26 protein-coding genes and 1 tRNA gene are annotated in these 26,059 nt (G+C 49.0%); 11 read left to right on the plus strand and 16 right to left on the minus strand.

The window, feature by feature from the left end:
• Positions 1–31 precede the first annotated feature (31 nt).
• Both KG631_RS00490 and KG631_RS00495 read left to right on the plus strand, forming a co-directional pair.
• Positions 32–913, plus strand: a complete 882-nt coding sequence (locus tag KG631_RS00490; RefSeq protein WP_301003507.1) for an alpha/beta hydrolase — start codon at positions 32–34, stop codon at positions 911–913.
• 64 nt (positions 914–977) lie between these two features.
• Entirely contained in the window at positions 978–2,081 is a 1,104-nt protein-coding gene (locus KG631_RS00495) for an META domain-containing protein (protein ID WP_301003508.1), read from the plus strand.
• Positions 2,082–2,239: 158 nt separating this feature from the next.
• Here the strand turns inward: KG631_RS00495 and rplT are convergent, their stop codons facing one another.
• From rplT to KG631_RS00525, 6 genes are all read right to left on the minus strand, one after another.
• Positions 2,240–2,596, minus strand: coding sequence for a 50S ribosomal protein L20 (gene rplT / locus KG631_RS00500; RefSeq protein WP_019676566.1), 357 nt, complete (start codon positions 2,594–2,596; stop codon positions 2,240–2,242).
• Positions 2,597–2,612: 16 nt separating this feature from the next.
• Positions 2,613–2,810, minus strand: a complete 198-nt coding sequence (rpmI, locus tag KG631_RS00505; RefSeq protein ID WP_027672243.1) for a 50S ribosomal protein L35 — start codon at positions 2,808–2,810, stop codon at positions 2,613–2,615.
• 91 nt (positions 2,811–2,901) lie between these two features.
• Complete coding sequence (infC, locus tag KG631_RS00510; protein ID WP_026349420.1) at positions 2,902–3,444, minus strand: translation initiation factor IF-3; 543 nt, start codon at positions 3,442–3,444, stop codon at positions 2,902–2,904.
• A 41-nt stretch (positions 3,445–3,485) separates the two neighbouring features.
• On the minus strand, positions 3,486–5,396 hold the full coding sequence (gene thrS / locus KG631_RS00515; RefSeq protein WP_213994710.1) for a threonine--tRNA ligase: 1,911 nt from the start codon (positions 5,394–5,396) through the stop codon (positions 3,486–3,488).
• 213 nt (positions 5,397–5,609) lie between these two features.
• Entirely contained in the window at positions 5,610–6,137 is a 528-nt protein-coding gene (locus KG631_RS00520; RefSeq protein ID WP_213994711.1) for a DUF6436 domain-containing protein, read from the minus strand.
• Between the two features lie 8 nt (positions 6,138–6,145).
• Positions 6,146–7,639: a methyl-accepting chemotaxis protein gene (locus tag KG631_RS00525; RefSeq protein WP_301003509.1), complete on the minus strand. Its 1,494-nt coding sequence runs from the start codon at positions 7,637–7,639 to the stop codon at positions 6,146–6,148.
• A 173-nt stretch (positions 7,640–7,812) separates the two neighbouring features.
• On the opposite strand from KG631_RS00525, the gene KG631_RS00530 reads away from it, so the two are divergent.
• Genes KG631_RS00530 through KG631_RS00540 form a run of 3 tightly spaced genes read left to right on the plus strand, consistent with a single transcriptional unit; the run spans position 7,813 to position 9,711 of the window.
• A complete protein-coding gene (locus KG631_RS00530) occupies positions 7,813–8,673 on the plus strand; it encodes a fructosamine kinase family protein (RefSeq protein WP_213994712.1) in 861 nt (286 codons plus the stop codon).
• A 9-nt stretch (positions 8,674–8,682) separates the two neighbouring features.
• Positions 8,683–9,495, plus strand: a complete 813-nt coding sequence (locus KG631_RS00535) for a pteridine reductase (protein ID WP_213994713.1) — start codon at positions 8,683–8,685, stop codon at positions 9,493–9,495.
• A gap of 15 nt (positions 9,496–9,510) precedes the next feature.
• Entirely contained in the window at positions 9,511–9,711 is a 201-nt protein-coding gene (locus tag KG631_RS00540; RefSeq protein ID WP_213994714.1) for a CPXCG motif-containing cysteine-rich protein, read from the plus strand.
• A 24-nt stretch (positions 9,712–9,735) separates the two neighbouring features.
• Here the strand turns inward: KG631_RS00540 and KG631_RS00545 are convergent, their stop codons facing one another.
• A complete protein-coding gene (locus KG631_RS00545; RefSeq protein WP_213994715.1) occupies positions 9,736–10,362 on the minus strand; it encodes a riboflavin synthase subunit alpha in 627 nt (208 codons plus the stop codon).
• A gap of 56 nt (positions 10,363–10,418) precedes the next feature.
• Between KG631_RS00545 and KG631_RS00550 the strand changes: the two genes are divergently transcribed.
• The gene (locus tag KG631_RS00550; protein ID WP_213994716.1) at positions 10,419–11,810 is read left to right on the plus strand and encodes an MATE family efflux transporter; all 1,392 of its coding nucleotides are present in this window, start codon (positions 10,419–10,421) and stop codon (positions 11,808–11,810) included.
• Positions 11,764–12,804 carry a DUF3080 family protein gene (locus KG631_RS00555; protein WP_301003510.1) on the plus strand — a complete coding sequence of 347 codons (1,041 nt, stop codon included), beginning with the start codon at positions 11,764–11,766 and terminating at the stop codon, positions 12,802–12,804. The genes KG631_RS00550 and KG631_RS00555 overlap by 47 nt, the downstream gene beginning before the upstream one ends.
• 57 nt (positions 12,805–12,861) lie before the next feature.
• On the opposite strand, the gene KG631_RS00560 is transcribed toward KG631_RS00555, so the two are convergent.
• A complete protein-coding gene (locus tag KG631_RS00560; protein WP_213994717.1) occupies positions 12,862–15,726 on the minus strand; it encodes a prolyl oligopeptidase family serine peptidase in 2,865 nt (954 codons plus the stop codon).
• Between the two features lie 274 nt (positions 15,727–16,000).
• Between KG631_RS00560 and KG631_RS00565 the strand changes: the two genes are divergently transcribed.
• Positions 16,001–16,077 (plus strand) — tRNA-Val (locus KG631_RS00565).
• Between the two features lie 140 nt (positions 16,078–16,217).
• Entirely contained in the window at positions 16,218–16,967 is a 750-nt protein-coding gene (locus KG631_RS00570) for a hypothetical protein (RefSeq protein ID WP_213994718.1), read from the plus strand.
• Between the two features lie 50 nt (positions 16,968–17,017).
• Here the strand turns inward: KG631_RS00570 and KG631_RS00575 are convergent, their stop codons facing one another.
• The 7 genes from KG631_RS00575 to gntA all read right to left on the minus strand — a co-directional run bounded on the left by KG631_RS00575 (position 17,018) and on the right by gntA (position 23,086).
• A complete protein-coding gene (locus tag KG631_RS00575) occupies positions 17,018–17,209 on the minus strand; it encodes a YfhL family 4Fe-4S dicluster ferredoxin (protein ID WP_213994719.1) in 192 nt (63 codons plus the stop codon).
• A 4-nt stretch (positions 17,210–17,213) separates the two neighbouring features.
• The gene (gene yegQ / locus KG631_RS00580) at positions 17,214–18,542 is read right to left on the minus strand and encodes a tRNA 5-hydroxyuridine modification protein YegQ (RefSeq protein WP_213994720.1); all 1,329 of its coding nucleotides are present in this window, start codon (positions 18,540–18,542) and stop codon (positions 17,214–17,216) included.
• 86 nt (positions 18,543–18,628) lie between these two features.
• Positions 18,629–19,990, minus strand: a complete 1,362-nt coding sequence (hemN, locus tag KG631_RS00585) for an oxygen-independent coproporphyrinogen III oxidase (protein WP_213994721.1) — start codon at positions 19,988–19,990, stop codon at positions 18,629–18,631.
• 382 nt (positions 19,991–20,372) lie between these two features.
• Complete coding sequence (gene moeB, locus KG631_RS00590) at positions 20,373–21,137, minus strand: molybdopterin-synthase adenylyltransferase MoeB (protein WP_213994722.1); 765 nt, start codon at positions 21,135–21,137, stop codon at positions 20,373–20,375.
• Between the two features lie 188 nt (positions 21,138–21,325).
• Complete coding sequence (locus tag KG631_RS00595) at positions 21,326–21,745, minus strand: secondary thiamine-phosphate synthase enzyme YjbQ (RefSeq protein ID WP_213994723.1); 420 nt, start codon at positions 21,743–21,745, stop codon at positions 21,326–21,328.
• A 56-nt stretch (positions 21,746–21,801) separates the two neighbouring features.
• The gene (locus KG631_RS00600; RefSeq protein WP_213994724.1) at positions 21,802–22,383 is read right to left on the minus strand and encodes an urea carboxylase-associated family protein; all 582 of its coding nucleotides are present in this window, start codon (positions 22,381–22,383) and stop codon (positions 21,802–21,804) included.
• The gene (gene gntA, locus KG631_RS00605) at positions 22,376–23,086 is read right to left on the minus strand and encodes a guanitoxin biosynthesis heme-dependent pre-guanitoxin N-hydroxylase GntA (protein ID WP_213994725.1); all 711 of its coding nucleotides are present in this window, start codon (positions 23,084–23,086) and stop codon (positions 22,376–22,378) included. The genes KG631_RS00600 and gntA overlap by 8 nt, the downstream gene beginning before the upstream one ends.
• Positions 23,087–23,435: 349 nt before the next feature.
• On the opposite strand from gntA, the gene KG631_RS00610 reads away from it, so the two are divergent.
• Both KG631_RS00610 and KG631_RS00615 read left to right on the plus strand, forming a co-directional pair.
• Positions 23,436–24,077: a hypothetical protein gene (locus KG631_RS00610; RefSeq protein ID WP_213994726.1), complete on the plus strand. Its 642-nt coding sequence runs from the start codon at positions 23,436–23,438 to the stop codon at positions 24,075–24,077.
• 123 nt (positions 24,078–24,200) lie between these two features.
• On the plus strand, positions 24,201–24,566 hold the full coding sequence (locus tag KG631_RS00615; RefSeq protein ID WP_301003511.1) for a hypothetical protein: 366 nt from the start codon (positions 24,201–24,203) through the stop codon (positions 24,564–24,566).
• An 83-nt stretch (positions 24,567–24,649) separates the two neighbouring features.
• Here the strand turns inward: KG631_RS00615 and KG631_RS00620 are convergent, their stop codons facing one another.
• A complete protein-coding gene (locus tag KG631_RS00620) occupies positions 24,650–26,014 on the minus strand; it encodes an amidohydrolase family protein (protein WP_213994728.1) in 1,365 nt (454 codons plus the stop codon).
• Positions 26,015–26,059 lie beyond the last annotated feature (45 nt).

Consider the following 26,059-nt stretch of genomic DNA (forward strand, 5'->3'; position numbering starts at 1 on the left):
TGATGCCATTTTTGGTTAGCGGACAGTTGTTTTGGATTTAGTACCCTGGCATTACCCCACCCAATATGGCTTTACTTTGCGCGGTTACTACACTGAGCCAAGCGGCAAACCCGTATTGCATATGCTGCATGGCAACGGTTTTTGCAGCCGCACTTACCTGCCACTGCTACAACAATTAAAACCACATTTTGATTTTTTCCTGTCTGACGCCCAGGGCCATGGCGACAGCGATCATGGCGGGCCTTTTTTAGGCTGGAATATCAGCGCCGATCTGGCCGAAGCTGCTTTACTGGCGCATAAGCACCTGTTCGATGATCAGCCGGTTATTGGCGTAGGCCACAGTTTCGGTGGTGTGCTAACGGCATTAATTCACAGCAAACCGAACAGCCCGTTTCAGCAAACCATTCTGCTAGACCCTGTGCTGTTTACGCCATCGATGCTGGCGCTAATGCGCTCACTGAATGGCGTTGGCCTGTACCGCAGAAACCCAATGGCCAAAGCGGCATTGCGCCGCCGCCAGCACTGGCCCGACAAAGACACGGCTCAGAGCTACCTGAACAACCGTGGTATGTTTAAAAACTGGCAGCCCCAGGCGCTGGCCGCTTATATTGACCATGCGCTGATGACCACTGATCAGGGCATTGTCCTGAAATGCAAACCGGAGAGAGAAGCCGAAATTTTCAGCTCGTACCCGGATAAACTCTGGCAACAGCTGAGCCAGCCCTGCCCGCCAACCCTGATAATTTACGGCAAAAACAGTTACCCTTTTATCCAGAGTGCGGTAGAGAAATGGCAACGTCGCAACCCAGCTGTTCAGAGTATCATTACAGAAGGCGGGCACTGTTTTATGCAGGAAAACCCGGCAGCCACTGCACGGCTGATGTTAGAGCATTTAAAGCGTAATGCCGGGTAAAATTGGCGTTATAAATAGCGCAGCTTTACGTTATAATGCGCCAAAATGGAATCAGGGTATGCAGATGAGAAAGTCCTTACTATTAGTGGCATTGGTGTTGGCGGGTTGTAGCCAACTGCCTGCTCCTGAACAAGTTTCGCCAGATACCGTTAAAGGCCCTGAACCTGCCGCGCAGCAAGTGCAGGAAGAAGTCGTGCCTGACAGTGATACTACTGAAGCAATCGCCACTAATTTTGAACAAATTTTTATTGATAGTGATATCAGTTTTACCGGCACCCTGCCCTGTGCGGATTGTCCGGGTATTCAGTACCATCTCAATCTTTATCGTGATGGTCGTTTTGAGGTACGTCAGGAATATCTGGAACGGGGCGATATAAATATTATTAAAGGGATCTGGTTACTGGAAAAACGTAACCTGCATCTGGTTAACCAGCAACACACGCTGCCGGCATTTTATTTTTCCAATAATAATCAGTTGGCCATGCTCGATTTGGCCGGCAAGCCGATTAGTTCAGCGCTGAATTACCAGCTAAAACGCGAAAATGATTTTGTTAAGCTTGATACGCGCCAGCCAATGCTCGGCTTGTATTTTTTAAATGATAATCAGGCTACGTTTACCTTATGTCAGTCTGGTGAAAGCCTGGTAGTCGCCAACACTCAGCACCACCTGCCCATGATGCGGCATTATCAGCAAGATGAACGATTTCGCAACAATGCGGTAATCGCCACCCTGGTTGGCCGTAAAAGAGCTAACGACCAGGGTGAGATGCAATTGCTGATAGAAAAGTTTGAGCAGTTCTGGCCGAACGCAGCATGTCCGGATCCCTATGCTCCCGGGCAAATTCAAGGCATTGTCTGGCGTGCAGAAAAACTGGCTGGTCGTTACCTGCCGCAACAACTGAACGTCAGAATGATTTTTGATTCAAAGGACCGCTTATATGGTTTTGCCGGTTGCAACAGCTTTAACGGCAGCTACAAACAGCAGGCCAATCGCCTGAATGTGGCCGGTCTTGCCAGCACTCAGAAATATTGCAGCGACAGCAGTGAGTTCGAACAACAGTTTACCAGTTCACTGCAATCAGCTGACAGGGCCGAAGTAAATGGCGATAAATTGCAGCTGTTTAAAGACAATAATCTGCTAATTGAATTTAAACCGGCGCTTAATTAAAACCCGGCAACACTAAACTAAAAAAGCGGCTCTGAATTGAGCCGTTTTTTTATTGCTAACGTTTACTCATGATATTTAGACAAAAAAATACCCTCAAACCAAAGGTAATGAGGGTATTTCAGCCACGGCTAGGTGGCTTCCGATGCTATCGGCTTATATCAGACTAAGGCTTCTTTTGCTTTAGATACTAAAGCAGTGAAAGCAGCTTTGTCGTATACAGCGATGTCGGCCAGGATCTTACGATCGATTTCAACAGAGGCTTTTTTCAGGCCTGCGATGAAACGGCTGTAAGACAAACCGTTCATCCGTGACGCTGCGTTGATACGCGCAATCCACAGTTGACGGAACTGACGCTTACGCTGACGACGGTCACGATAAGCATATTGACCGGCTTTAATAACGGCCTGGAAAGCAACACGATAAACACGACTGCGGGCACCGTAGTAACCTTTAGCCTGGTTTAACACCTTCTTATGACGCGCGCGCGCCGTCACACCACGTTTTACTCTTGGCATTTCTGACTCCTGTTAATTATGCGTACGGCATGCAACGGACTAAGCCGGCAATGTCTACTTTAGCGACTAAGGTTTTTGGACCTAACTGGCGCTTACGCTTAGAAGTCTTCTTCGTCAAAATGTGGCGAAGGTGTGATTGCTTACGTTTAAAGCTACCAGAAGCGGTTTTTTTGAAACGCTTTGCGGCACCTTTATTGGTTTTCATCTTTGGCATAGTATTTAAACTCGCATTGTTAAGTTACAACGAATAATAAGGCGTTAAAAAACTGCGGCGAGCCGCAGCTTAATAAACTTGAAGGCACTTATTACTTCTTATTTGGGGCCAGCATCATGATCATCTGCCTGCCTTCCACCCGTGAAGGGAAAGATTCGCAGATAGCGATATCAGACAAGTCCTCTTTAATTCGAGAAAGCATCTCAATACCGATTTCCTGATGCGCCATTTCACGACCACGATAGCGCAGCGTTACTTTAGCTTTGTCACCCTCTTCAATGAAGCGACGCAGGTTGCGTAGTTTTACCTGGTAATCGCCTTCGTCAGTTCCAGGCCGGAATTTTATTTCCTTAATCTGGATCTGTTTTTGCTTCTTCTTCTGCTCTTTCAGAGCCTTGCTCTTTTCAAACAGGAACTTACCGTAGTCCATCAACTTACAAACTGGTGGTTCGGCTGTTGGGCTGATCTCAACTAAATCATTGCCACTGTCTTCAGCCAGTTTAATGGCTTCAGCAATACTTACTACACCCAGTTGCTCACCTTCGACGCCAATTAACCGCACTTCTGGCAAATTAATTTCTTCGTTAATCCTGTTAGGACGGTTTGCAGGTAATGTTTTCTTTCCTACTTTAATAGTATGTTCCTCCGAAAAATTATTCTTATACGCTTAATGATTTATACCCGGGTTTTAATTTCAGTAGTCAGTTTTTCGACAAAAGCTGCCACAGACATTTTCCCCAGGTCTTCACCTTTACGCGTTCTCAGGGCAATATCACCCGCTTCCATCTCTTTATCGCCTACGACAACAAGATAAGGAATACGCTTAAGCGTGTGCTCGCGGATTTTAAAGCCTATCTTCTCATTTCTCAAGTCACTAATTGCTCTAATACCGTGAGATTTGAAAGTTTTTACTAAATTCTGCACATATTCGGCCTGATTATCGGTAATATTCATTACCACCACCTGAGTCGGGGCTAACCAGGCTGGAAAAAGACCCGCGTATTCTTCAATTAAAATACCGATAAAACGCTCTAGCGATCCCAGAATTGCGCGGTGAATCATCACCGGTACCAATTTTTCGCCGCCTTCGGAAACAAAAGTCGCACCTAACCGGCCCGGTAAGGCAAAATCCAGTTGAATGGTGCCGCACTGCCAGGCGCGGTTTAAACAATCGTGCAGGGTAAACTCAATTTTCGGACCATAAAACGCGCCTTCACCCGGCTGCAAATCATAGTCAATATTGTTGCTTTTCAGCGCTTCAATCAAGCCCTGCTCAGCTTTATCCCAGCTTTCATCCGAACCAATGCGCTGCGCTGGCCGGGTAGACAATTTGACTTTAACGTCTTTAAAGCCAAAGGTGCTGTAAACATCAAACACCATCTGGATACACTTGGTTACTTCAGCCTGCACCTGATCTTCAGTACAGAAAATATGGGCATCGTCCTGGGTAAAGCCACGTACCCGCATTAAGCCATGCAAGCCACCCGAAGGTTCGTTGCGATGACAACAGCCAAATTCAGCCATTCTCAGCGGTAAATCACGGTACGATTTTAAGCCCTGGTTAAAAATCTGCACATGGCCCGGGCAGTTCATCGGTTTAATGGCGTACTCACGGTGCTCAGACTGGGTGGTAAACATGTTTTCAGCATATTTTTCCCAGTGGCCCGATTTCTCCCATAACACCCGATCCATCATCAGCGGACCTTTTACTTCATCGTAATCGTATTCGCCCAGCTTTTCGCGGACAAAGCTTTCCAGCTCGCGAAAAATAGTCCAGCCATCATTGTGCCAGAACACCATGCCCGGCGCTTCTTCCTGCCAGTGAAATAAGCCCAGCGCCTTACCAATTTTGCGGTGATCGCGCTTTTCAGCTTCTTCTAGCTGTAATAAATAAGAAGCTAATTGTTTTTTATCGGCCCAGGCGGTGCCATACACCCGCTGCAGCATTTTGTTTTTCGAGTCACCACGCCAGTAGGCGCCGGCCACTTTCATAATTTTAAAGTGTTGGCAAAACCGCATATTTGGCACGTGCGGGCCACGGCACATATCGATATATTCTTCATGGTGATACAAGCCGGGCTTATCGTCTTTACTGACGTTTTGCTCCAGAATTTCCATCTTGTAGCTTTCACCACGCGCTTTGAACGTATCAAAGGCTTCTTGCCAGCTGACTTTACGCTTAACTACATCGTATTCGGTTTTGGCAAGCTTTAGCATGCGCGCTTCCAGCTCAGCTAAATCGTCACTGCTGATCGGCTGGTCTAAATCAACGTCATAATAAAAGCCGTTTTCAATGACCGGGCCAATGGCCATTTTTACATTGGGCCACATTTGCTTAATGGCATGGCCTAATAAATGGGCGCAAGAGTGGCGGATAATTTCTAAACCGTCCTGATCTTTACTGGTAATAATGCTTAAGGTTGCGTCAGTACTAATGGGATCACAGGCATCCACTAACTGACCATTTACCTTGCCGGCAATGGTGGCTTTAGCTAAACCGGGGCCGATGTCTTTGGCAACATCCATCACAGAAACAGCAGAATCAAAGGCGCGCTGGCTGCCATCAGGCAGAGTAATAACTGGCATGATTTATCCTTTTACAGTGGTGGCCCACACCAAGGGTCACTTGATTAAACACATAAGTTCTTATTTCGTGCGCCTTGCGTGGCAGTTGACACCCCTTACCAAGGGCTGTTTGGTACACAACGTGGTACACGTTTTTGCTTTTAATTTGTGATATACAAATGTAATACAGGCGCCATGATACATGGAAACGATGTTTAATTATAGTGCCGGGCTTTAGGACTCCGGGTTAAATACACAGCGACAAGCGCTGGCCTCGCCATTTAGCCATACCCCGGGCAGTTGTACCTCTTTTAATAGAATCGGCGCAATTAAACTATCACTGCCCGAGCACAACGGGCCTGTAGCATAAGGGCCGGCATAAATTAACTGGCCATCGTCAAAAATAAGCACCGCGGGGCTGGCTGGTAATACGAAACCCGTGGCGACAACGTCAGCCAGTGAGCGCTGGTGCTGCGCCGATACAGGCACCTGATAATCGTCGGCAAATACAGCCATGTGCTCCTTTGCTCTGCTATTGCAGATACAATCTGGCTGCAGCACATGCACTACCTGAATGCCCGGGTTCTCGTTGACATTAAGCGCCGACAAGCTAAATTCAGCAGTGATTGAATTCTGCCAGTCGGTATCGCCCGCAAACTGGCCATAATGCTGATTACCAAAATAGAATAATCCTGCACTGGCGACCACTACCCAAACAACAAATAGCGGCAGCAGTAACATCACACGCTGTTGATTTGTCATCCCGGCACCTAAACGCGGAATTTTGCAGACTCTTTGGTCAGAGCCACCGTTATTTTCTCGAGACTATCAGCACTTTGTAACACTTTAATGCCTAGCTCATTTTGCTCTGATGTCATTAGATTAAGTTGCTGAACACTTTGCGCAACCTCGTTGCTCGACCCACTTTGCTGTTGTAAGGCACTGGCCATGGTTTCGGAGGAATCAGCAACTTGTCTGGCTTGCTCCAGAATAGTTTGCAATAGCTGGCCACTTTGTTCGGCATGCTGACGGGTGTCTTCCAGCTGTTCCACGCTACGTTTTACCTCGGTGACGGATTGAGCACTGTTATCAACCAACCGTTCAATCAGCTGTTTAATTTCATCTGTCGAGCCCCGGGTGCGCGATGCCAGGGTTCGCACTTCATCAGCAACTACGGCAAACCCGCGGCCTTGCTCTCCCGCTCTGGCAGCTTCTATTGCCGCGTTAAGTGCCAGCAAGTTTGTTTGCTCGGCAATAGACTGAATAACATCCAGCACTTTACGAATATCTACGGTAGCACTGGCCACATCATTTACCTTGTGGCCCGTGTCGCTTAACTGGCTAGCCAGTGCCCGGACTGAGCTAATCGTATTGCTTACCGACGTTTTGCCGTCATCTGCCGCCGTCTCTGCCGCTTTGGCATATTGCAGTACCTGCTGCGACAAATTAAATACATCCTGAATACTATGCGACATTTGCTCAGTAGCAGCCGCTATCCGCTCAACTTCGTTCATCTCGTTGCGCATACTCAGTGCCAGCGCGTCACCCTCGGCCCTTAAGATACCTGACTCCTGATTTAATGTTGCAGTCTGCTGTTCAATAGTGGTCAGCGTTTTGTGCAGGGTATCAAACACTGCATTAAAGTTATTAATCACCCTTGAGTTTAAATCAGTACAACGATGAGTCAGTTCTACCTTGCCATCGCTGGTTAACAGCTGCTCGGTGACATCAAACAAACTCTGACCCACACTAGCCTCACGATAACTTTGTCTGGAGATCATAATTAATACTACGGCCTCCACTACCACAAACGCAGCATGCACCATAATAATGCCTAACGATAAGCTCTGTGGCGGCACCAAAAATAGGCCGGCTCCCTGCATTTGCAACCACATGAATAACAAGTGATGCACAGCAATCGTGACTGCGGCAGCCAGAATGACCAATGAGTCCCGAAAAGCGATTAACAACGCCAGTAATACGAAAATACCGAAATGCATTTCCAGCATGCCAGCAGCCTGGTGGATATGCAGCGCAGCAAAAAACATGAAACTAACGCCAAAACTCATTCGCGCCAACCGATGATCACCCAACAGCCGGTAGAACACTATGGGTAACAACGCACTGGGCAAGCCTATCAAAAGTGCAGGCAGCCAGGTGCTGTGCCAACTGGCCAACACCAGTGCCAAAAAAAACAGCGCGAGATTAGCTACACTCAGAATGTTATAAGCTTGCACACGAAAACGGGGGGTAACGATAGCCATGTAAACTCCGGGCAGCATTAGGGGGGCGTTAATATGATAATTAACGTTGCTAGCAACTTTAGCAATCACTTTAGCTTTAAAAAGTGGTTTACGGCATATACCACAGTTTTCGATCAGTGATCTTTCTGGTTTATCAGCCATACTTAATCGACAGCGGAAAAGGGAGACAGCCGATGTGGCAGGCAATTGCAGATAATATCAACAGCGAACTGGATACTGACTTCAAAATTGAAGACAAAACTCAGCTAACGGGTGGCGATATTAATCTGGCGTTTAAAATCAGCGGCAATGGCCGTGACTTTTTCGTTAAACTTAACCAACGCGAGCAGCTGGAACAATTTGAAACTGAAGCGTTGGGTTTAAGAACCTTACGCCAACATCATTGTATCCGGGTACCCGACGTGATTTGCTACGGCCAGACCATTGATAAAGCCTTTTTGGTATTGGAATACCTGCCGCTGGTAAAAGAAAGCGGCACTGGCTGGCAGCAACTGGGCCAGCAACTGGCCCTGCTACATCAGCAACATGAACAGGCGATGTTTGGTTTTGACTGGGATAACGCTATCGGCCGCACCCCGCAGCCAAACAAATGGCAAAGTAACTGGAGCAGTTTTTTCTCTGAACAACGCCTGGGCTGGCAACTGCAGTTGTTGTTAGAGCAAGGCTTTGGTTTTGGCAACATTGACTATCTGGTAGAACAGTGCCGGCAGCGCCTGGCACATCATCAACCAGCACCCAGTTTATTACACGGCGATTTGTGGCGGGGCAACGTGGGTTTTATAGCCGGCTCACCGGTTATCTACGATCCCGCCTGCTACTATGGTGATCAGGAAACCGATGTTGCTTTCAGCAGCCTGTTTGGCCGCTTCCCAGAGGCTTTTTATCAAAGCTATCAGCAATTTAATAAATTGCCTGATGGTTTTGAACAACGTAAAGACCTTTATAATTTGTACCATGTACTTAATCACGCATATTTGTTTCGTGGCAGTTTTCTGGTACAAGCACAGGAGATGATTAAACAACAATTTTTTTAGGAAGCTCCCATGTCGAGTTCAGAGTCCAATTCAGAGTCGAGTTCAAAGTCCAATTCAGAGGCGAGTTCAGAGTCCAGCTCCGACACCCCGGTGGCACTGGTTACCGGCAGTGCCAAACGTTTAGGCAAACAAATTATCTGCAAACTGCACCATGCCGGTTACCGGGTCATAATCCATTATTTTCAATCTGAAACTGACGCCAGCAACCTGGCCGACAGCCTGAACCGGCAGCGGCCAGCAAGTGCAACAACCCTTAAAGCAAACCTTGTTGATAATCAACAAGTCGAACATCTTGCCAATCAGGCCAGGGCTTGTTTTAACCGGTTAGACGTACTGGTTAATAATGCCTCAAGCTTTTATCCGACGCCACTTGGCAGCGCCACGCTGGATAACTGGGATGATTTATTTGGCAGTAATGTTAAAGCACCTTATTTTCTGAGCAAGGCACTGGCGCCGGTATTAGCAGAGCATAATGGCTGCATTATCAATATGGTCGATATTCATGCTCAGCAGCCATTACAGGACCACAGTATTTACTGTATGGCCAAAGCGGCATTATTAATGATGACAAAATCGCTGGCCCGGGAATTAGCGCCTACAATAAGAGTCAATGGTATAGCACCGGGCGCCATTTTGTGGCCCAGCCAGCAACTGGCAGAGGCGGATAAAGCGGCTATTTTGCAGCAGATACCACTACAGCGAACCGGCACACCGGAAGATATTGCCAATACGGTGCTGTTTTTGCTGCAATCGCCCTATATCAGCGGCCAGATCATCGCCGTTGATGGTGGCCGCAGCCTGGGGGCAGCCCAAAAAGCCTGAGCGAAAGGAGATCTTATGAGCATTTTAACCAAAACCATCAGTTGTCCGTTTTGCGGTCATCCGGTGCATGTTGATGTCGAAGTTACTGACGATGATCAGGATTACATTGAAGATTGCAGCAATTGCTGCAATCCCATTCATTTAAAAGTACATAAAGATATTCAGCATCATAGTGTGCAAATTTTTGTCGATGCCGACGACGAGCAATATTACTAGGGCGTGATTATTAATACGTGCTGGTTACTGCTCAGTACCAAAGCGCTGGGCCATTACCCGCTCTACTGTTTTAATAATGGTCAGGGTTTGCTGGTCCAGTTCAATATTCAGGATATCACCTTCGCGCTTCTCACCCAGGGTGGTAATGGCCAGGGTTTCCGGAATTAAATACAGGTTAAAGCCGCTATCTGTCACCTCGCCTACCGTTAAACTGCAACCCTCTACCGCAATAAAGCCCTTGGCCAGAATGTAAGGCAAAAAGCGTTTATCCAGACTGAGCGCCATGCTGACGTTATGCTGCTCACGCAACAATTTGGTTAAGGTGGCAGTGGTTTGAATGTGGCCAGATACAATATGGCCGCCCAGTTCGCTGCCAAAGGTCAGGGAGCGTTCCAGATTAACTTTGCTGCCCACCTCCAGTTTACCCAGGTTGGTTTTATCCAGCGTTTCTGCAATTATGTCAAAACTTACCCAGCCAGCAGCACTGTCAAAGGCTGTTACGGTTAAGCATACGCCGTTAATCGCTATACTGGCGCCCCGCTCCAGCGCCTGTAAATTAGCGGACGGTACGTTTAACGTCAGGCGGCGCAGCTGCCCTTCGTCGCGAATTTCGCGCACTTGCGCGGTTGTCTGAACTATTCCGGTAAACATAAAACCTCAATTGTGCTAAATTGCGCGCCATTACTGGCCAACCCGAACGATGGCGCATGGTACCCTTTTCCCGCTTTGAAGCCAAAACTCTGTTAAAACTGACTGGCCCGATTATGCTGGCCCAGTTAACCCAGACCATGATGTATTTTGTCGATACGGTAATGGCCGGCCGTTTCAGTGCCACCGATATGGCGGCGTTAGCGGTAGCCTCTGGCCTGTGGTTACCCGTAGTATTAACCTTACAGGGTCTGCTGCTGGCACTTACCCCTATTGTGGCCCAGTACTACGGTAGCAAGCAGACTGAACCTGTCAGTCATTTTACCCTGCAAAGCCTGTACCTGGGAATGCTGCTGGCAGGCTTATTATTTATCCTGATGCTGTTCGCCGACATTCCGATTGGCATGCTGAATATGCAGGATGAACTGCGCGATAAAACCCTGCAATATCTTTACTATGTCAGCTGGGGACTGTTTCCGGCTGCCGGTTATATTGTTATCCGCAACTTATTTGAAGGCATAGGTAATACCAAAGCCAGTATGTGGATCAGTTTTGTCGGAATTCTGGTTAATATTCCGGCTAATTATATTTTTATTTACGGTAAATTAGGCATGCCAGCTTTGGGCGGCGCTGGCTGTGGCATTGCTACCAGTTTAGTCTTTTTAGCCATGTTTGGCGCGATGTTAGTTTATGGCTGGTACAGCCGTACCACCCGGCCCTATCGCCAGTGGCCCAAGCAGCTTAGTGCGAACCTGAAAGATATTTGGTACATCGTGTGCCTGGGCACGCCCATTGCCTTTTCTATCTTCTTTGAAGTCACCCTGTTTGCCTGTATTCCGCTGGCCATAGTACATCTGGGGCCAATAGTGGTTGCCGGCCATCAGGTCGCTAATAACTACAGCGCACTGGTATTTATGCTGCCGCTGAGTTTTGGTCTGGCTACCACGATTCGGGTTGGCCATTTGGTTGGCCAGCAAAACAATAAAGAACTGAAAAAAGCCATTATCACGGCGCTGTGTATGGCGATAATTATGTCATTCTTTATTGCCAGCTTTACCTTTTTTATGCGTACGTACGTGGCATCGCTTTACTCTACCAATCCGGCCGTTATTGCCATGGCCAGCTCACTGCTGATTCTGGCCTGTTTCTACCAGTTATCCGATGCTATTCAGGTGGTGTCAGCCTGTGCCCTGCGTGGCATGAAAATTACCAAGCCGGTGTTTTATATAACCTTGTTTGCCTATTGGCCAATCGGTTTTGGCCTGGGCGCCGTATTAGGCTTAACTGACTGGCTGGTACAACCTATGGGTGCCCATGGTTTCTGGATAGGTATTATTATTGGCCTGAGTACCGCTGCCGTTATGCTGGCACTGATATTACGCAAACATATAAAGAGAATTGATCATGAAATTCAGCAGGCTGCTGAGCATGGTACTAAGCATAGTCCTTAGCATAGTGCTGCTGGCCAGTCTTAGTGGCTGCAGCAAACCTGACAGCCAGGCCAAATTAACCGATTATCAACAGCGCCTAACCCGGGTATTAGAACTGGATGCGATAACCGTGCAGATTGAGCCAGTGCCTGCGTTGCCGCGGCCAAGCAAGCTGAGGCAACCCCTGCCCGATATCCGGCTTGACTTACGTGATGCCTGGGCCAGCCGCGAATGTGGTTTGGATCAGCTAATTGGCGAGCGTAACAGTGGCCTGGGCCGGGTGTTTCAACCCAGTATGCAATTAAATTATGAACTACGGCTGCTGGCCCAGTTGCAACGTTGCCAGCAGCAGGACATCAGCCCGGAACTGCAGCAGCAGGTCGCCAGCTGGCTGGCTGAAAAACAGCAAAGCATCACCGTTGCGCTTAACAACATGCTGCTGGCCGATGATACCCTGGGTCAGCAGTGGCAGGGCAGCAAGCAGCAGTTAATTGCGGCTGAAAGCACTGGCTTTGTAGAAAGCAGCAGCGCGCTCAACAACCTGCTTGGTTTAACCAAACTCATCAATCAGCAGCAGTGGCAACAAGCTACAGAGGTCGATATTGAGCAGAGCCTGGCAGCGCTATACCAGCACGATTTTCCGGGGAAACTGCAACACAGCCTGCGCTACAGTGCGGCCTGGTTTAGCCAGCTTAACCCGCAGTTACTGGCCATAGACCCTGTAAGCTTATGTCCGCGGGGCCAGAACACCGAGCAGCTCAATATTTTAACCACGGTATTTCGTAAATTTTTTATTGGTGATGTGCAGGCACACTTGGCTGAGCTACGTCGTTTTTATAACGAAAGCTGGCCACTAATTGCCAAGCTATACCGCGACACCCCGCTTTACCCGGCGCTGCAGCAGCGCTATCAGCAACCGGCCGAGCAACTGCAGCAGCAATTAATGCTGCACGTGCAGTGGTGGCAGCAATTGAATAAAGTGTGCCCGGCCAATCTTACTCAGAGCCCGCGTTGACAGCGGGCTAAGGCCTGTTAATTGTCGGACTGCTGGTACGGCATATTACGTTTTATATTACTTTTCATATTGCTGATACGGCATACCCTCGGTCCACCACTTTGGTGCCGGCGCACCTTTTAAGTAATGATCAAAGAATTCACGCATTTTGATACTGTAATCCAGTTTATTGGCAAAGCGCTGTAAATGATGCGGCTCACCTTCGTAATGCAACATTACCACCTCTTTGCCTAAACGGCGCAGCGCCAGATAGTACTCTATGCCCTGCTCCCATGGCACCGCCCCGTCTTCATCACCAAACTGAATAAGCATCGGCGTATTAATTTTGTCAGCAAAAAATACCGGTGAGTTGTCGATATAAGGCTTTAGGTCGTCAAACATCGAGATACCCAACCGGCTCTGGCCGGTTTCATACTGAAACTGCCGTGCCAGACCGGTTTGCCAGCGAATACCACTGTAGGCACTGGTCATATTGGCGACCGGCGCACCCGATACTGCCGCAGCAAACATGTCGGTTTCGGTTACCACAAAGGCGGTTTGGTAGCCTGACCAGCTGTGGCCGTGCAGGCCAATGGCTTTCGGATCGGCAACGCCCATATCAATTAACTTTTGCAGGCCAGGTACTAAAGACTCCGTAGCACTGGGCCCGGGTGCAGCAGGCCTGAAATGAATATCTGGCAGGAAGACTAAATAGTCCTGGCCGAGATAGTAAGGAAAGTTAGGCCGGTGGTTTACTTTCATCTGGTTGTAGTGGTGCAGGCGCTGCGAAAACTTTTCGTAGTAATACACCACCACCGGGTAGGGCTTGCTGGCGTCGTAACCATCCGGCGTTAGTAGTACGCCTTGCAAGGGCTCGCCGGTCGCGCTGGTCCAGTCAACTAAATGGCTGTCGCCCCAGATAAACTCCTTCTGCTGCGGGTTAAGTTCGGTCAGCTGCTGCCGCTCGCTGAAATCGGCACTGGCCAGCCACAGATCAGGAAACTGTCGAAAGCTCTGCTCAGTAAATAAATAGTGTGGCTTATCCGGGCTGAACTCATCCAGCGCTTCAACAAAGTCATAGCGCTTTTCGCCCTGCAGCAGCATAGTTAATTCAGTGCTGGTTAAATCGCTGGTTAAATTCAGCCGGGCAAAACCATATTGCTTATTCGCTTCGTTGTACATCCGCAGCAATTGTGGCCCAGCCGGGTTTAGCGCCAGCGCTTCATCGGTTTTTTGCAGGCGGTACTGTTGTTTAGCTGAACGGCCGGCGGTGAGCTTTTGCATGCTGCCAGTAAGGCCCAGTGCCCAGATATCAAACCGGTCATACACCAGTACCGCTGACTCATCAGCCAGCCAGCCGGCAACGCCGTAACTTTCTGCCGCTACCGGTCGGTCATTCTGCTCATCCACCCAGGAAACGGTGGCATCAACCGCTAACGGCGCTGTGCTTCCAGCGGCACTGTCAAACAGCTGATATTGATCCTGCTGCAGATAAATGACATAGCGGCCACTGGGCGATAAATAGGCCCGCTCGTGGCTGCGATTTGCACTGAACACCTGCTGGCGCTTGCCTGTACGCAAATTAACATGCCAGATATCATGCAAGCGGCCGTTCCAGCTCATTTGCGTTAAATACGGTTTGCCACTGCTGATTAGCTGCGCTTCGCTATGCTCAGTTTCAAGCAGCTGTTCTTCAATATCATCGCTTAACACCACCATTTCCAGGCTATCCAGCCAGATCACAGCCGCTGCGGTGCGCTTTGCTGCCTGCTTATATTCTGCCTTTTGCTGGCTGTTAATCCGCTCATCGTTACCGTGCCACACCTGCAACCGCCGATCAGCCAGCAGGCGCGCGACGTCATACAGCTCAGCCTCTGTTTTCGGCGGTTCGGTTTCAGCGGGCTTGCTGCCAGGATCCGGCCGGTGGCCAATAAACAACCGCTTACCATCCTCGCTCCAGCGCGGCGCAGCATGCTCGCTTAACAGCCAGCCGGGCCGGTTGGTATCCAGCTGCTGCGCCTGCCTGGTCGCAACTGACCATAACCAGAGTTGCTGCGCAGCTTCAGCCAGATTCGTTTCTGCCAGCTTTGTTTTGTCCGGGCCGGCCATCACCGCTAACCGGTCACCATCCGGGTTAAACTGCAGCTGCTGCAGTTTATGTTCAGCATATTCCACTGCGGTATAGTGTGTGGCAGTCACACTATCCCAAACCTGCAATTGCTGCCATACCGGCTTATCGTTGCCCTTATCTTCATCAGCGGTTTGCTGCTGAGTTATAAAGGCCACCAAACCACCCTTTTCAGCCACGCTAAAGTCAGTTACCTCTGCCAGGGTTTGCAACTGGCCGCTGGCTAAATGCAAAGCCTGCAGCAGCTGACTGCTGGCTTTGGCATCACTTTTACGCTGAAGCAATAACGCATAGCGGCCATCACCAGTAAACGCAAAGCGATCGATATTGGCAAGCAGCTGGCTGGTACCCGTTGCGGTATTAACAAGCACCGCGTCTTGCGCCAGGGCATCACGCGCTTTCTTATCAGCTGCTTGTTCGCGGGCCAGCAGCGGTGCTTGTTGCCGAAACAGTGCAAAACTGCCATTGGCATTCAGTTGCCCCTTATCGCCCCGCTCTACACTAATTTGCTGGCCACTTTGCAAATTAACCACATAGCCAGTGCTATCGCCAAAATCAGGTGCTGCGGTATACACCATATATTGTTGGTTCTGACTAAGCTTGCGCTGGCTTATTTCCCGAAACTTCATAATGTCAGTCAGCTCAAGCGGCCGTAGCCCCTCGGTCGCGACAGTACTGGCAGCTATAGCAGCAGAGGTAACAGCAGGCTCAGGCACAGTGCTTTGCAGCTGACTACAACCAACACTGGTAGCAACCAGCAACATAACAGAAGTAAGGCGAAAACGACGGGCAAACCCGCTGGCGATAGTTGGCATAAATTCCTCGAAAGCCTGCTTATGTTAAGTATTTTTCTGACAGGCAACACATCTTACGGTACACCAAAGTTAACATAAGCCAACCGCAATGTGTGCAGTTGAGCGCTTTACGCCGGTGCAGATACGACCAAAACAGCCCTGATTGCGGTTAATTACCCGCTGACCGGCTAAAATTCAGCCAAACGTATGCTGAAACACGAAAAACACTTGCCAACCAGCCAGCAGCGCAATAACATAGCCGCCGTTGTCAGCCACGTGCGGCAACAAAAAGTGTGCGTCCTTAGCTCAGCTGGTTAGAGCACCACCTTGACATGGTGGGGGTCGGTGGTTCGAGTCCACTAGGACGCACCAAAAATTCTAATGAAAACGCCGCTCTGGCTGAACAAGCTGAGCGGCGTTTTTGTTTTTAAGGCTCTTATAAAACCTTTATAGTATCTGGAGTTTTAATCCAAACCACTACCACTAATTAAACTTAGTGAAATCGAGGCGTTATGAAAAAAATAGCAAGTCTGCTCACAATACCAGTATGCTGGTTGCTTTTGCTAAGTAACACCAGCAATGCTTTTGTTCTTGAACCAAAAGAAAAGCCGGCAGAACAGCCGAAAGCGGTTGATGCATCTTTTTATAGCCACTCGGTACTGGCGGCATTAATCGTTGCCGGCCCTGCGGTTTCACTGAAACCCGATGTTGTCCGTGACTGGAAAAAAGATCACTTGCGGCACAATATTAAAGCGATGCTTAATAAAGTTTTTATTATTGACCGTGAACTGCAACGTGACCTGATTAATATGCGCAACTTGTGGTCTAAAGACCAGCGCGAACCTGATTATTATTTACCTGTAACCTCTATTCAGGACTTTGAATTAGCCGGCGAACTTAATGCCAGATTAGAAGAAGTTGCTGACCGTGATATTGATATGCTTTCTTATGTATATATGACTCAGGAAATGGAAAGCTATTTCAACATCCGCTACTCGACAAAAGTTGACAGAAATGTTTGCTGGGGCGCATTTGTAACGGCTTTTGAGCAGGACGAAAAAAAGCAGGCCGCCGTTAAACAAGGTTGTGAAGCCTTTGACCGTATTCACCAGACTCTGCTGGAAATGCGCCGCATTGACCACGCTGCAGAAACCCGGCGTGCCGAGGTGTCAAAACAACAGTACGAAGGCAAGATAAAACCAAGAGAAAATGCCTTTCGCAATAAGTTATCCCCCTGGTATCAACATTTAAAAACTTATTAGGAAGCAAGCTCTAGCCATCATCAGCAGACAGTTCCAGAGCAATAACCGGATTACTCCACCAGCTCGATACAATCTATCGGGCATACCGCAATGCAGGTTGGTTTGTCATAATAGCCAATGCATTCGGTACACAGCGTTGGGTCAACCTGATAATGTTTAGCCCCCATGCTGATGGCTTCGTTCGGGCACTCGGGTACGCACATATCACAATTAATGCAGCTGACTTCAATTACGGCGGGCATGCTATTACATTACCCCAGCTGCCGCATTAATGGCTAAATCACTGCCAGCTGTTACCGCCACAGGAAGCTGTTTTAACAGCATGGCAAAGCTAAGATTATGCTGCGCAGGCAACTTAACCTTAAGCTGATAACAGGCGCCTGGTGCCAGCACAATGTCGTTATCCTGCTTGTCGCGCAGCGCCTGAAGGCTAAAGCGTTGATTACCCTCTGGCGTCATCAGCACCAGGCTATCGCCAACGGCAAACTGATTTTTCACCTCCAGCAGCGCAAAGCCGTCTCTGTCCTGCTCGCCAATAAACTCGCCAACCAGCAACTGTTCGCCCACGCTGTGGCTGGTGACGTAGTTCTGGGTGTCTTGCGGTTTATGCCGGCGCAAAAAGCCTTCGGTAAAACCGCGGTTGGCCATACCGTTAAGCTCAGTTAGCAACTGTGGGTCAAACGCTTTACCGGCGACCGCATCGTCGATAGCCTGCCTGTAAACCTGGGCGGTGCGGGCCACATAATAAGGTGACTTAGTACGGCCTTCTATTTTTAAAGAGTGCACCCCCATCGCGGTCAGCGCCGGTACATGCTCTATAGCTCGTAAGTCTTTCGAGTTTAAAATATAGGTGCCATGCAAATCTTCATCTATCGCCATCAGCTCACCGGGACGGCCCTGCTCCTCCAGCAGCGCAGGCGTGCTGATAGGTTGAAACTGGCCTGCATCATCCGCTGTGGCGGCATGCACCTGATAAGGCCAGCGGCAACTGTTAGTACAGGCGCCCTGATTCGGGTCGCGTTTATTAATATAACCCGATAACAAACAACGGCCGGAATAGGCCATACACAGTGCCCCATGCACAAACACTTCCAGCTCCATCTCGGGGACTTCGCGGCGAATTTCTGCTATTTCTTCCACCGCCAGCTCGCGCGATAAAATAACCCGCTCAACGCCCTGGGCCTGCCAGAATTTCACCGCCGCCCAGTTTACCGTATTAGCCTGCACCGACAAATGCAGTGGCTGCTGTGGGAAATGCTGGCGCAGTAAATACACCACACCTGGGTCTGAAACAATAAGCGCATCGGGCTTAAGCGCCACCACCGGCGCCATATCAGCGACAAAGCTTTGCAGCTTACTGTTATGCGGCGCAATATTAACCACGACATAGAATTTTTTACCCAGCGTATGCGCTTCACTGATGCCGCAGGCAAGCGACGCTAAATCAAACTCGTTATTGCGCACCCGCAGGCTGTAACGTGGTTGACCGGCATATACGGCATCGGCGCCGTAAGCAAACGCCAGCCGCATCGCTTTTAAGCTGCCGGCGGGTGAGAGTAATTCAGGTTTTAACATAGTGTCTGCTCGTGCTGTTGCGAAATGGCGGCTATTCTAGCGTTTGCAGCGTTAATAGCATTGATCTGCCGCAACACTGAGCCACACTACACTACTTTTGAATACCGCTGCTGGCCCTGGGCAAGGTAAGCGTCAAAGCAGGCACAGATACTGCGCACCCATAATCTGCCACTGGCGGTTACTTTAATTCGCCCGGCATATACCTCTACCAAGCCGTCTTCCATAAAGGGCTGCAAGCGCTCTAACGCCTCGGCAAAATAGTGCCAGAAACTATTAAGTTGCCATTGCTGGCTAAATGCTTCTATGTCTAATTCAAAATGGCAGATTAACTGGCTGATCAGCGCTGCGCGGATTTTATCGTCGTTATTTAAGCTAAAACCGCGCTCAATTGGCAGTTGGCCGTTACCAATGGCAGCATAATAGACTGGCAACTCTTTGCTATTTTGCCACAGCACACCGCTTACCTGGCTGATACTGGATACCCCCAGGCCAATCAGCGCATCCTGACCGGCGGTAGTATAACCCTGAAAGTTACGCTGCAACTTACCGGCCTGCTGCGCTTTGGCCAAGGCATCATCTGGCCGGGCAAAGTGGTCCATACCAATAAATTGATAACCTGCCGCAACAAATCGTTCAATCGCCAACTGCATCAGTTCCAGCTTCAATGGCGCATCCGGCAGGCTGCTGTTGGCTATTTTACGCTGGGCAGCGAAACGCTCCGGTAAATGGGCATAGCTGAACAATGAAATGCGATCTGGATTCAGGCGGATAATTTCATCGACCGTCTCAGCGAAGCTGGCCGGTTGCTGAAATGGCAGGCCGTAGATTAAATCCAGATTAATCGAGCTGAAACCAAGCTCACGGCTAAGCTTTACCTGATGGCGAATTAGATCGGTATCCTGCACCCGGTTTATGGCAATTTGGACTTTCTCGTCTAAATCCTGCACCCCGAAACTGACCCGGTTAAACCCCAGGGTACGTAAATGGCGCAATTTGTCATCACTGCAGCTGCGTGGGTCTATTTCAATACTGATTTCCGCATCGCTGTTGATCGTGAAATTATGCTGCAACAAGGCCATCAAGCGGCTTAGCTGCACTTCGGTTAAAAAGGTAGGGGTACCGCCGCCTAGATGCAGCTGGTTAATCCGTTTATTACTAAGTAAGGGCGCATAACGTGCCATTTCCTGCGCCAGAGCATCCAGGTAAGTATCGGCTTTATGCTGATGGCGGGTAACCAACTTATTGCAGCCGCAGTAATAACAAAGCTTGTGGCAAAACGGGATATGCAAATACAGGCTAAGATCGCTTAGGCTTTGCTTAATCGCGGCCTGAATTTGCGCCGGATCAAAGTTGCTACTAAGTGCCAGTGCCGTAGGGTAAGAGGTGTAACGCGGGCCGTTAATATTGTATTTACTGATTAACTTCGGGTCCCATTTAATACTTTGCATTACTACCTCTTTTAGTGCGCGGGTGCCACCTTGGCCTAGCTCAGCGTCAGTATAAAAGCGAATGAAAAGTCTAAGCTTGATCTATCGCAGGCTTAGCAGTTTTTGTACAGATTGCTGTTGCGCTAACCAGCGCAGTAAGCCCGGTAGCAATGACGGTAAATGCTCGGGTCCAATGCTGTCCACCAGGTTTTCGCGCCGCGCGTGGTCGCTGCATCTTGCAAGGAGAGTGTTGCCGCGGCACTCTCCTGCTGTTTTTAGACTTTTTTTCTGATACCCCTGAATAGGTAATCGTGCTGCAGCTTTGATTACATCAAGCGCCGTTTGTCTTGGCTTTACACTGAGTGCATAGTCTGACCACTCTGTTCAATTTGACAGCACAAATTTAGCCACAGACACGACAGAGCGGATCTTTAATTAAACTAAACTGCCGCCGTTGGCCGCTAAGAGCATCAAATAACTGTAACTTACCGTATAGCGGCGTGCCTGCTCCGCCCAATATTTTTACTGCCTCTAAAGCCTGCATAGTGCCAATAATACCCACTACCGGGCTTAAAATACCGGCTTCCATACAGCTGAGTTGCTGCTCGCCAAACAACTGGCTTAAACAGTGATAGCAAGAACCCTCGCCTTGCATACTAAAGCTGGCAAGCTGGCCTTCAAAGCGGATAGCGGCGCCCGATACCAGTGGTACTTTGGCCTTAACACAGGCGGCATTGATGGCATTGCGGGTAGCAAGGTTATCGGTGCAGTCCAGCACCAGTGAATACTGCGGTACCAGCGTTGCTAAATCGTCTGCACTTAACCGCTGCTGCAACGCCTGTATTGCAATTTCGGAATTTAACTGGCGCAAGCTGGCCGCCGCTTGCTGTGCTTTACTGTGCCCGATATCGGCTTCACGATACAAGATTTGCCGTTGCAGGTTACTGCGGTCAATAGTGTCATCGTCGACCAGCGTAATACTGCCGATACCACTTGCTACCAGATAAGGTGCGGCAGCACAGCCTAGCCCGCCCATGCCGACCAGTAACACTGAACTTGCCAGCAGCGCTTCCTGGCCACGAAAATCCAGTGCCGGCAGCATTAGCTGACGGCTGTAACGCATCGCCTGCTCGGGGCTAAGCTCTGACGGATTAGTCGGTTTTGTCATCGTCATTATCCTGAATAAGTTGCTCGGGGCGGCTGCGATTGAGCGTCAGAACATGACCGCCAGATGTGCTGTGGTAGTTGTCAAGAGTAAGTAAACGTTCCTACTTGAAGACGTCGTGAGGCTGAAGAAGCCTACCGGCGTTTTTTTATAGTAACCTGACGAAACACCCGGGTATTGTCGTCTACTACTTATTCCCCCTGCAACGTAACCACCACGGTTCTGCTGCTGGCATGGTTACGATGCTCGCATAAATATATGCCCTGCCAGGTTCCCAGGTTCAGGCTGCCCTCGGTAATCGGAATAGTAATACTGCTGCCCAATAAGCTGCTTTTCAGATGAGCGGGCATATCGTCACTTCCCTCATAAGTATGGCTGTAATAGGGTTCATTTTCCGGTACTGCTCTGTTAAAAAACTGCTCAAAATCCTGGCGGACGGTCGGGTCTGCATTTTCATTAATAGTTAATGAGGCTGAGCTGTGTTTAATAAAAATATGGCAAATACCCACCGACAGCTTGCTAAGTTCGGGTAACTGGCGCAGCAGCTCTTCAGTAATTAAATGAAATCCGCGGTTTTTTGCTTTTAAAGACAATTCTCGTTGTAGCCACATTGCTGCGTTCTCTGCTTTAGCGGCTTAAATACACAGCCGCTGTTCTGGTCCCTGGCTTAGTCTAACACCTGATAATGAATGGGTTTATAGCTAAAATTGTTTGACTGACCAGCTGAGCAGGCTGTTAAGCCAACCAGCAAATCCATCTTTGCTTTGAAAATAGTGTAATCACCGGCTTTACTTTTCGGGGGTAGGACCCGGATCCGGCCTTTTTCATCTACGGTCACGTTCATAAATGTATTAAAGGTCGTACTGATCAGATGCTCTGGAATACCATAGTCAGCAAAAGCACTTACCAAATTGCCGTAACAGCCGGGCACGGCCTCTTCATCCGGATAAAAATGGCTAAACGTATCTTTGCTGCAGGGCGTTAGCAAAAAGTCGTGGTCTTCCACTTTATCTTCAATAATTTCAAACATCTCGTTGCTGAAATTTGAGTAAAGTTTACTGCCCTGACCAAAATGCAGTGACTCGTTGTAATCCAGAGAGCGCCCCGATGACAGGTATTCGTGAAAGTTGTGCTGGTTAAAACAATACAAATCAGCCACCTGCTCTCCCTCTGGATCGATGACCTTTAGCAACTGGCCTGCTTTCATACTAAAAGCAGTGCCACTTCTGGGCATAATTACCTTACTCATTATTTCTCCTTGCTGAAAATGGACAACGCCAGTTAGCTGCAACGGCGCGACCACTGTATTGCCGTGCTTCTGAAGCTTCGCCGTGATCAGATAGCACAGGGTTGGGCTCGCCGCAAAATACGGCATCGTTTTTCCGGATCTGTTGTCGCATACTGTGGAATTTATGCTGTTCTTTCAACTTTTCAAACTGACTATGCAGGTTGAACACAATGGCCGGGTAGCAAAATCGCCGTGACTTTCGCTGACTATAGGGGTTTAAGCCAATAATAAAGAACCCTTCTCCCCCCAGACTAAAACTGAAATTCGCGTCTGCCGGCTGCTCACTTACCCGGGTATCCCAGTTAAATCGTTTACAGTCTTTATTGTGCAGGGCTTGTAAACGGGCCCAAAGCGCCCGCTCAAAACCGGCATCGCTGTGGGTATCACAGGCTGTAAATACACAGACCAGGCTGAAAAAAATATCATTCTGCTGCCTAAATTTGGAAATAAACTGATAAATGCAGCGTAAAATAGCGTCATCATCGTTGCTGCTGCTGATATCCCGGAATTTGTGAAGTTCAATCCGGCGCTTGTTCCGGGCTACTTTCGCGCCAACGCAGGGATAACCTTTCTGAGTTATAAATTCATCAAAGTACGCTCCCCACTCCGATCCGTCAGTCTGATTCACCCGCATCGTATCTGGTTTAATCACCGCGCGTTGCATCGTACACCTCTGCCATATCATCCATTCATACAGATGTCTAAGGCGAAAGGCGTGCCAGATAGCTCAGCGTCGCGTATTTAAGCCAGTTAAACCATTAATCCAATATTTATCATTAACTTAATAAATATGACAACCCGGCGTTAATTACCAGCGTCCAGATACGTTACGAAATAATGGAAAATAATTCAAAAATTTGTATATTTTTCTGCTGCTGCGTCAGCGGTACTGATGGATTAGCAGCATGGACAGCGCCAGTTTCTTTACCACGACTTAAAACGCTGCAACTGTGATTTTTTGTGGTTAGCCACTAAACTACAGTTATCTGGTTAGTTGTTTAGAAGGTTTGAGTATGCGTTATTTATTACTGATGATCTTGGGGTCGGTTTTACTGGCGCCGCGGGTGCTGGCAGCGGAACATCAACACAGTCATGTTGGCGATCATGGCATGGTGCTATTTGCCGCAGATGATATTTTGCTGGCTTCACATTTACCGCTTTATCAGGCGCCGCATAATTATCAGCTGATATACCAGATAACGCTGCCACATACGGAGCATCAGGCTGTGCTGGCAACACTACAAGACAAGCAGCAAATGACCATTCTTCCGCAGCAATTTGATTTACGACAGTTAATTGAAGGCCAGAGCATCACTATTAAGGCGGCCGTATACCACGGTCATTTTGAACGCGGTGGTAGTGTCTGGTTTGACGAGGTACCGGTTAATTTTGCCAGGCAGCTCTATCTCCGGCCAATTAAACAGGCAGCCGCGGTAAACGAAGCACGTTACGACGTACTGAAAATTAATCAGAGTTATTTTTTAATTCACCAGATTGCCGCTAAACCCGGCTTTGACCAGATTTTACGAACTGATCAGGCCCCACCTGAGCCACTAATATTAAAAGCGCCGGCCGATGTCACCGCGTTGCAACAACTTAACGCCATGGGTATTCAGGCCACTGAAGTGTATCTGGAGACAGCAGATTTTAAATAGCCTGAAAATGCCATTAGTATTTCTAATGCATTTGCTGCAATTTATCTCGCCTATCTTACACAGAACTGTCACTTTCGACTTATACAATTGTCGTCAGTTAACACAAACCTGATGGGACTTGATATGAAATTTGCAATGATAACTGCCTTAACGGCTCTGGCCTTTGGTTCGATGAACAGCGAAGCGAGTGTCAATACCTATACTTATTCGAATACTGAGTATTGCCAACTGGCTGCTGGCGATGCAACGAAAATAACGTTGGTTGCCTATAGCCGTAAACTGGGTTTTATTCCGACTCAATCTGAATGCCGTGCGCTGCTACAGCCGGTGAGGGCGAATGCTTCGGTAACAGACGAAGAAATGGCCAGACAACAATTACTTCGCTTTCAACACGGCTCAGTTATTCGTTTAAACCGGACGCTGGAGCAAAAGCTGGGGGCATTGCCCGCCGCAGAGCGGATGGCCGTGTTAAAGAATTTATTTAACTGATTTAAAACGCCAGCCCCTGACTACTGTTTAATTAACAACTTAATTATTAACAGCGCCCGCAAGGCGCTGTTTGTCTTTTCAGCTTACTTATTTTCTGCCAGCCGTGCCTGGGCGATTTCTGCCAGCATGCCGTCAAGTATTTCACGGCTTAACCACTGGCCACGCACCATTACTCCAGCGGGCTGATTCAGTACAGATAAGTCCTTTAACGGGTTGCCATCCACTAATAATAAATCCGCGCGCTGACCGGCTCTCACCTGACCAAACTGGTCTTTATCAGCAAAGTACTGCCCCACCAGGACTGTGCCGCTGCGCAAAATGTCATACGGGCTCATGCCCGCCGCCACCATTTTGGGTATTTCCCGGCGTAACGACAAACCGGGAACGCTGAATAATTGTGGCGCATCGGTGCCCAACAAAACAGTGACCCCAGCCCGATGCAGCTCTTGCAGCAGCAGCCTGCGGTTCTCTGCATGCAACTGAGCGGTGTCGCCGGTGTAATAGGGGCCAGCGCCTTGTTGCAAATAACGCTGCCAGCCTGCTATCACCTGGGCCGGCATATATTTCAGCTCGTCGTAGGTTTGCAACCTTGTTATGTCAGCAGCTCCAATAATGGTTTGCCACAATGCTTCGGTAGGTACTACTGCCACGTTATGCTGTTTAGTCAGCGCTACCAGCGGCGCCATATCTTCGGTGGTAAGGGCTTTTTCAAAACCACCCAGTGCTGCCATATAGCCATCGAGATGATCAATAGTACGACTGCCAAGCACTATTGCCTGTTCAATACCAACAGCCTCGGGTACGTGGCCGGCGAAATCAATATTTTGCTTTTTGGCTTCGCCAGCAATGGCCTGATAATGTTCCAGGCTTAATCCCGGGTGAATTTTCAGTAAATCCCAGCCTTCAGCCTTGTGCTGTTGCACACGCTCACGCGCCTGCTCTGCCGAGGTAACGGTATGCTGATTAAAGCTGGGGCCGGCCAGATACAAGGTTGGCCCGAGGCGTTTGCCACTGGCAATATCGTCTTTTAATCGCAGTTGCTGATCATGACCCAACATGCCGCGCACTGTCGTAACACCTCCTGCCAGATAAAGACTAAGCACATCATCCAGATAACGCTTGGGCATGCCGCTAAAGTCGACCAATGGCGGCACATGGCCATGCATTTCGGCCAGGCCGGGCAATAAAAAGCGCCCTTTACCATCAATCCGCCTGGCGCCCTGGGGCATGGCAATGTCTGTCGCTGGTCCGACAGCGACAATTCTATCGCCCTTAACAACAACCCGCTGATTACGTTGTATCCGCTGCTCAGGCGAGACGGCAGTGGCGTGCATTGGCAACACATCAACCTGGTCAAATACCGTTATTTGCGGCGTGGCAGCCAGGGCTGGCAGCGCAAATAGCAAGCCTAGCATGCCCGCTTTAACAACCGTACGGCTTATGAGCATAATAATGTCTCCTCTGATAATGTCGCTTAACTGCGCGCAGCAGGT

Origin of the sequence: Arsukibacterium sp. (genome assembly GCF_018402695.1) — a bacterium.
Classification (GTDB): domain Bacteria; phylum Pseudomonadota; class Gammaproteobacteria; order Enterobacterales; family Alteromonadaceae; genus Alishewanella.

Excerpts from the sequence above, each read along its gene's own strand:
- KG631_RS00495 (WP_301003508.1), top strand. The coding sequence starts at position 978 with ATGAGAAAGTCCTTACTATTAGTGGCATTGGTGTTGGCGGGTTGTAGC.
- rplT (WP_019676566.1), bottom strand. The coding sequence starts at position 2,596 with ATGCCAAGAGTAAAACGTGGTGTGACGGCGCGCGCGCGTCATAAGAAG.
- rpmI (WP_027672243.1), bottom strand. The coding sequence starts at position 2,810 with ATGCCAAAGATGAAAACCAATAAAGGTGCCGCAAAGCGTTTCAAAAAA.
- thrS (WP_213994710.1), bottom strand. The coding sequence starts at position 5,396 with ATGCCAGTTATTACTCTGCCTGATGGCAGCCAGCGCGCCTTTGATTCT.
- KG631_RS00520 (WP_213994711.1), bottom strand. The coding sequence starts at position 6,137 with ATGACAAATCAACAGCGTGTGATGTTACTGCTGCCGCTATTTGTTGTT.
- KG631_RS00525 (WP_301003509.1), bottom strand. The coding sequence starts at position 7,639 with ATGGCTATCGTTACCCCCCGTTTTCGTGTGCAAGCTTATAACATTCTG.
- KG631_RS00530 (WP_213994712.1), top strand. The coding sequence starts at position 7,813 with ATGTGGCAGGCAATTGCAGATAATATCAACAGCGAACTGGATACTGAC.
- KG631_RS00535 (WP_213994713.1), top strand. The coding sequence starts at position 8,683 with ATGTCGAGTTCAGAGTCCAATTCAGAGTCGAGTTCAAAGTCCAATTCA.
- KG631_RS00540 (WP_213994714.1), top strand. The coding sequence starts at position 9,511 with ATGAGCATTTTAACCAAAACCATCAGTTGTCCGTTTTGCGGTCATCCG.
- KG631_RS00545 (WP_213994715.1), bottom strand. The coding sequence starts at position 10,362 with ATGTTTACCGGAATAGTTCAGACAACCGCGCAAGTGCGCGAAATTCGC.
- KG631_RS00550 (WP_213994716.1), top strand. The coding sequence starts at position 10,419 with ATGGTACCCTTTTCCCGCTTTGAAGCCAAAACTCTGTTAAAACTGACT.
- KG631_RS00555 (WP_301003510.1), top strand. The coding sequence starts at position 11,764 with ATGAAATTCAGCAGGCTGCTGAGCATGGTACTAAGCATAGTCCTTAGC.
- KG631_RS00560 (WP_213994717.1), bottom strand. The coding sequence starts at position 15,726 with ATGCCAACTATCGCCAGCGGGTTTGCCCGTCGTTTTCGCCTTACTTCT.
- KG631_RS00570 (WP_213994718.1), top strand. The coding sequence starts at position 16,218 with ATGAAAAAAATAGCAAGTCTGCTCACAATACCAGTATGCTGGTTGCTT.
- KG631_RS00575 (WP_213994719.1), bottom strand. The coding sequence starts at position 17,209 with ATGCCCGCCGTAATTGAAGTCAGCTGCATTAATTGTGATATGTGCGTA.
- yegQ (WP_213994720.1), bottom strand. The coding sequence starts at position 18,542 with ATGTTAAAACCTGAATTACTCTCACCCGCCGGCAGCTTAAAAGCGATG.
- hemN (WP_213994721.1), bottom strand. The coding sequence starts at position 19,990 with ATGCAAAGTATTAAATGGGACCCGAAGTTAATCAGTAAATACAATATT.
- moeB (WP_213994722.1), bottom strand. The coding sequence starts at position 21,137 with ATGACAAAACCGACTAATCCGTCAGAGCTTAGCCCCGAGCAGGCGATG.
- KG631_RS00595 (WP_213994723.1), bottom strand. The coding sequence starts at position 21,745 with ATGTGGCTACAACGAGAATTGTCTTTAAAAGCAAAAAACCGCGGATTT.
- KG631_RS00600 (WP_213994724.1), bottom strand. The coding sequence starts at position 22,383 with ATGAGTAAGGTAATTATGCCCAGAAGTGGCACTGCTTTTAGTATGAAA.
- gntA (WP_213994725.1), bottom strand. The coding sequence starts at position 23,086 with ATGCAACGCGCGGTGATTAAACCAGATACGATGCGGGTGAATCAGACT.
- KG631_RS00610 (WP_213994726.1), top strand. The coding sequence starts at position 23,436 with ATGCGTTATTTATTACTGATGATCTTGGGGTCGGTTTTACTGGCGCCG.
- KG631_RS00615 (WP_301003511.1), top strand. The coding sequence starts at position 24,201 with ATGAAATTTGCAATGATAACTGCCTTAACGGCTCTGGCCTTTGGTTCG.
- KG631_RS00620 (WP_213994728.1), bottom strand. The coding sequence starts at position 26,014 with ATGCTCATAAGCCGTACGGTTGTTAAAGCGGGCATGCTAGGCTTGCTA.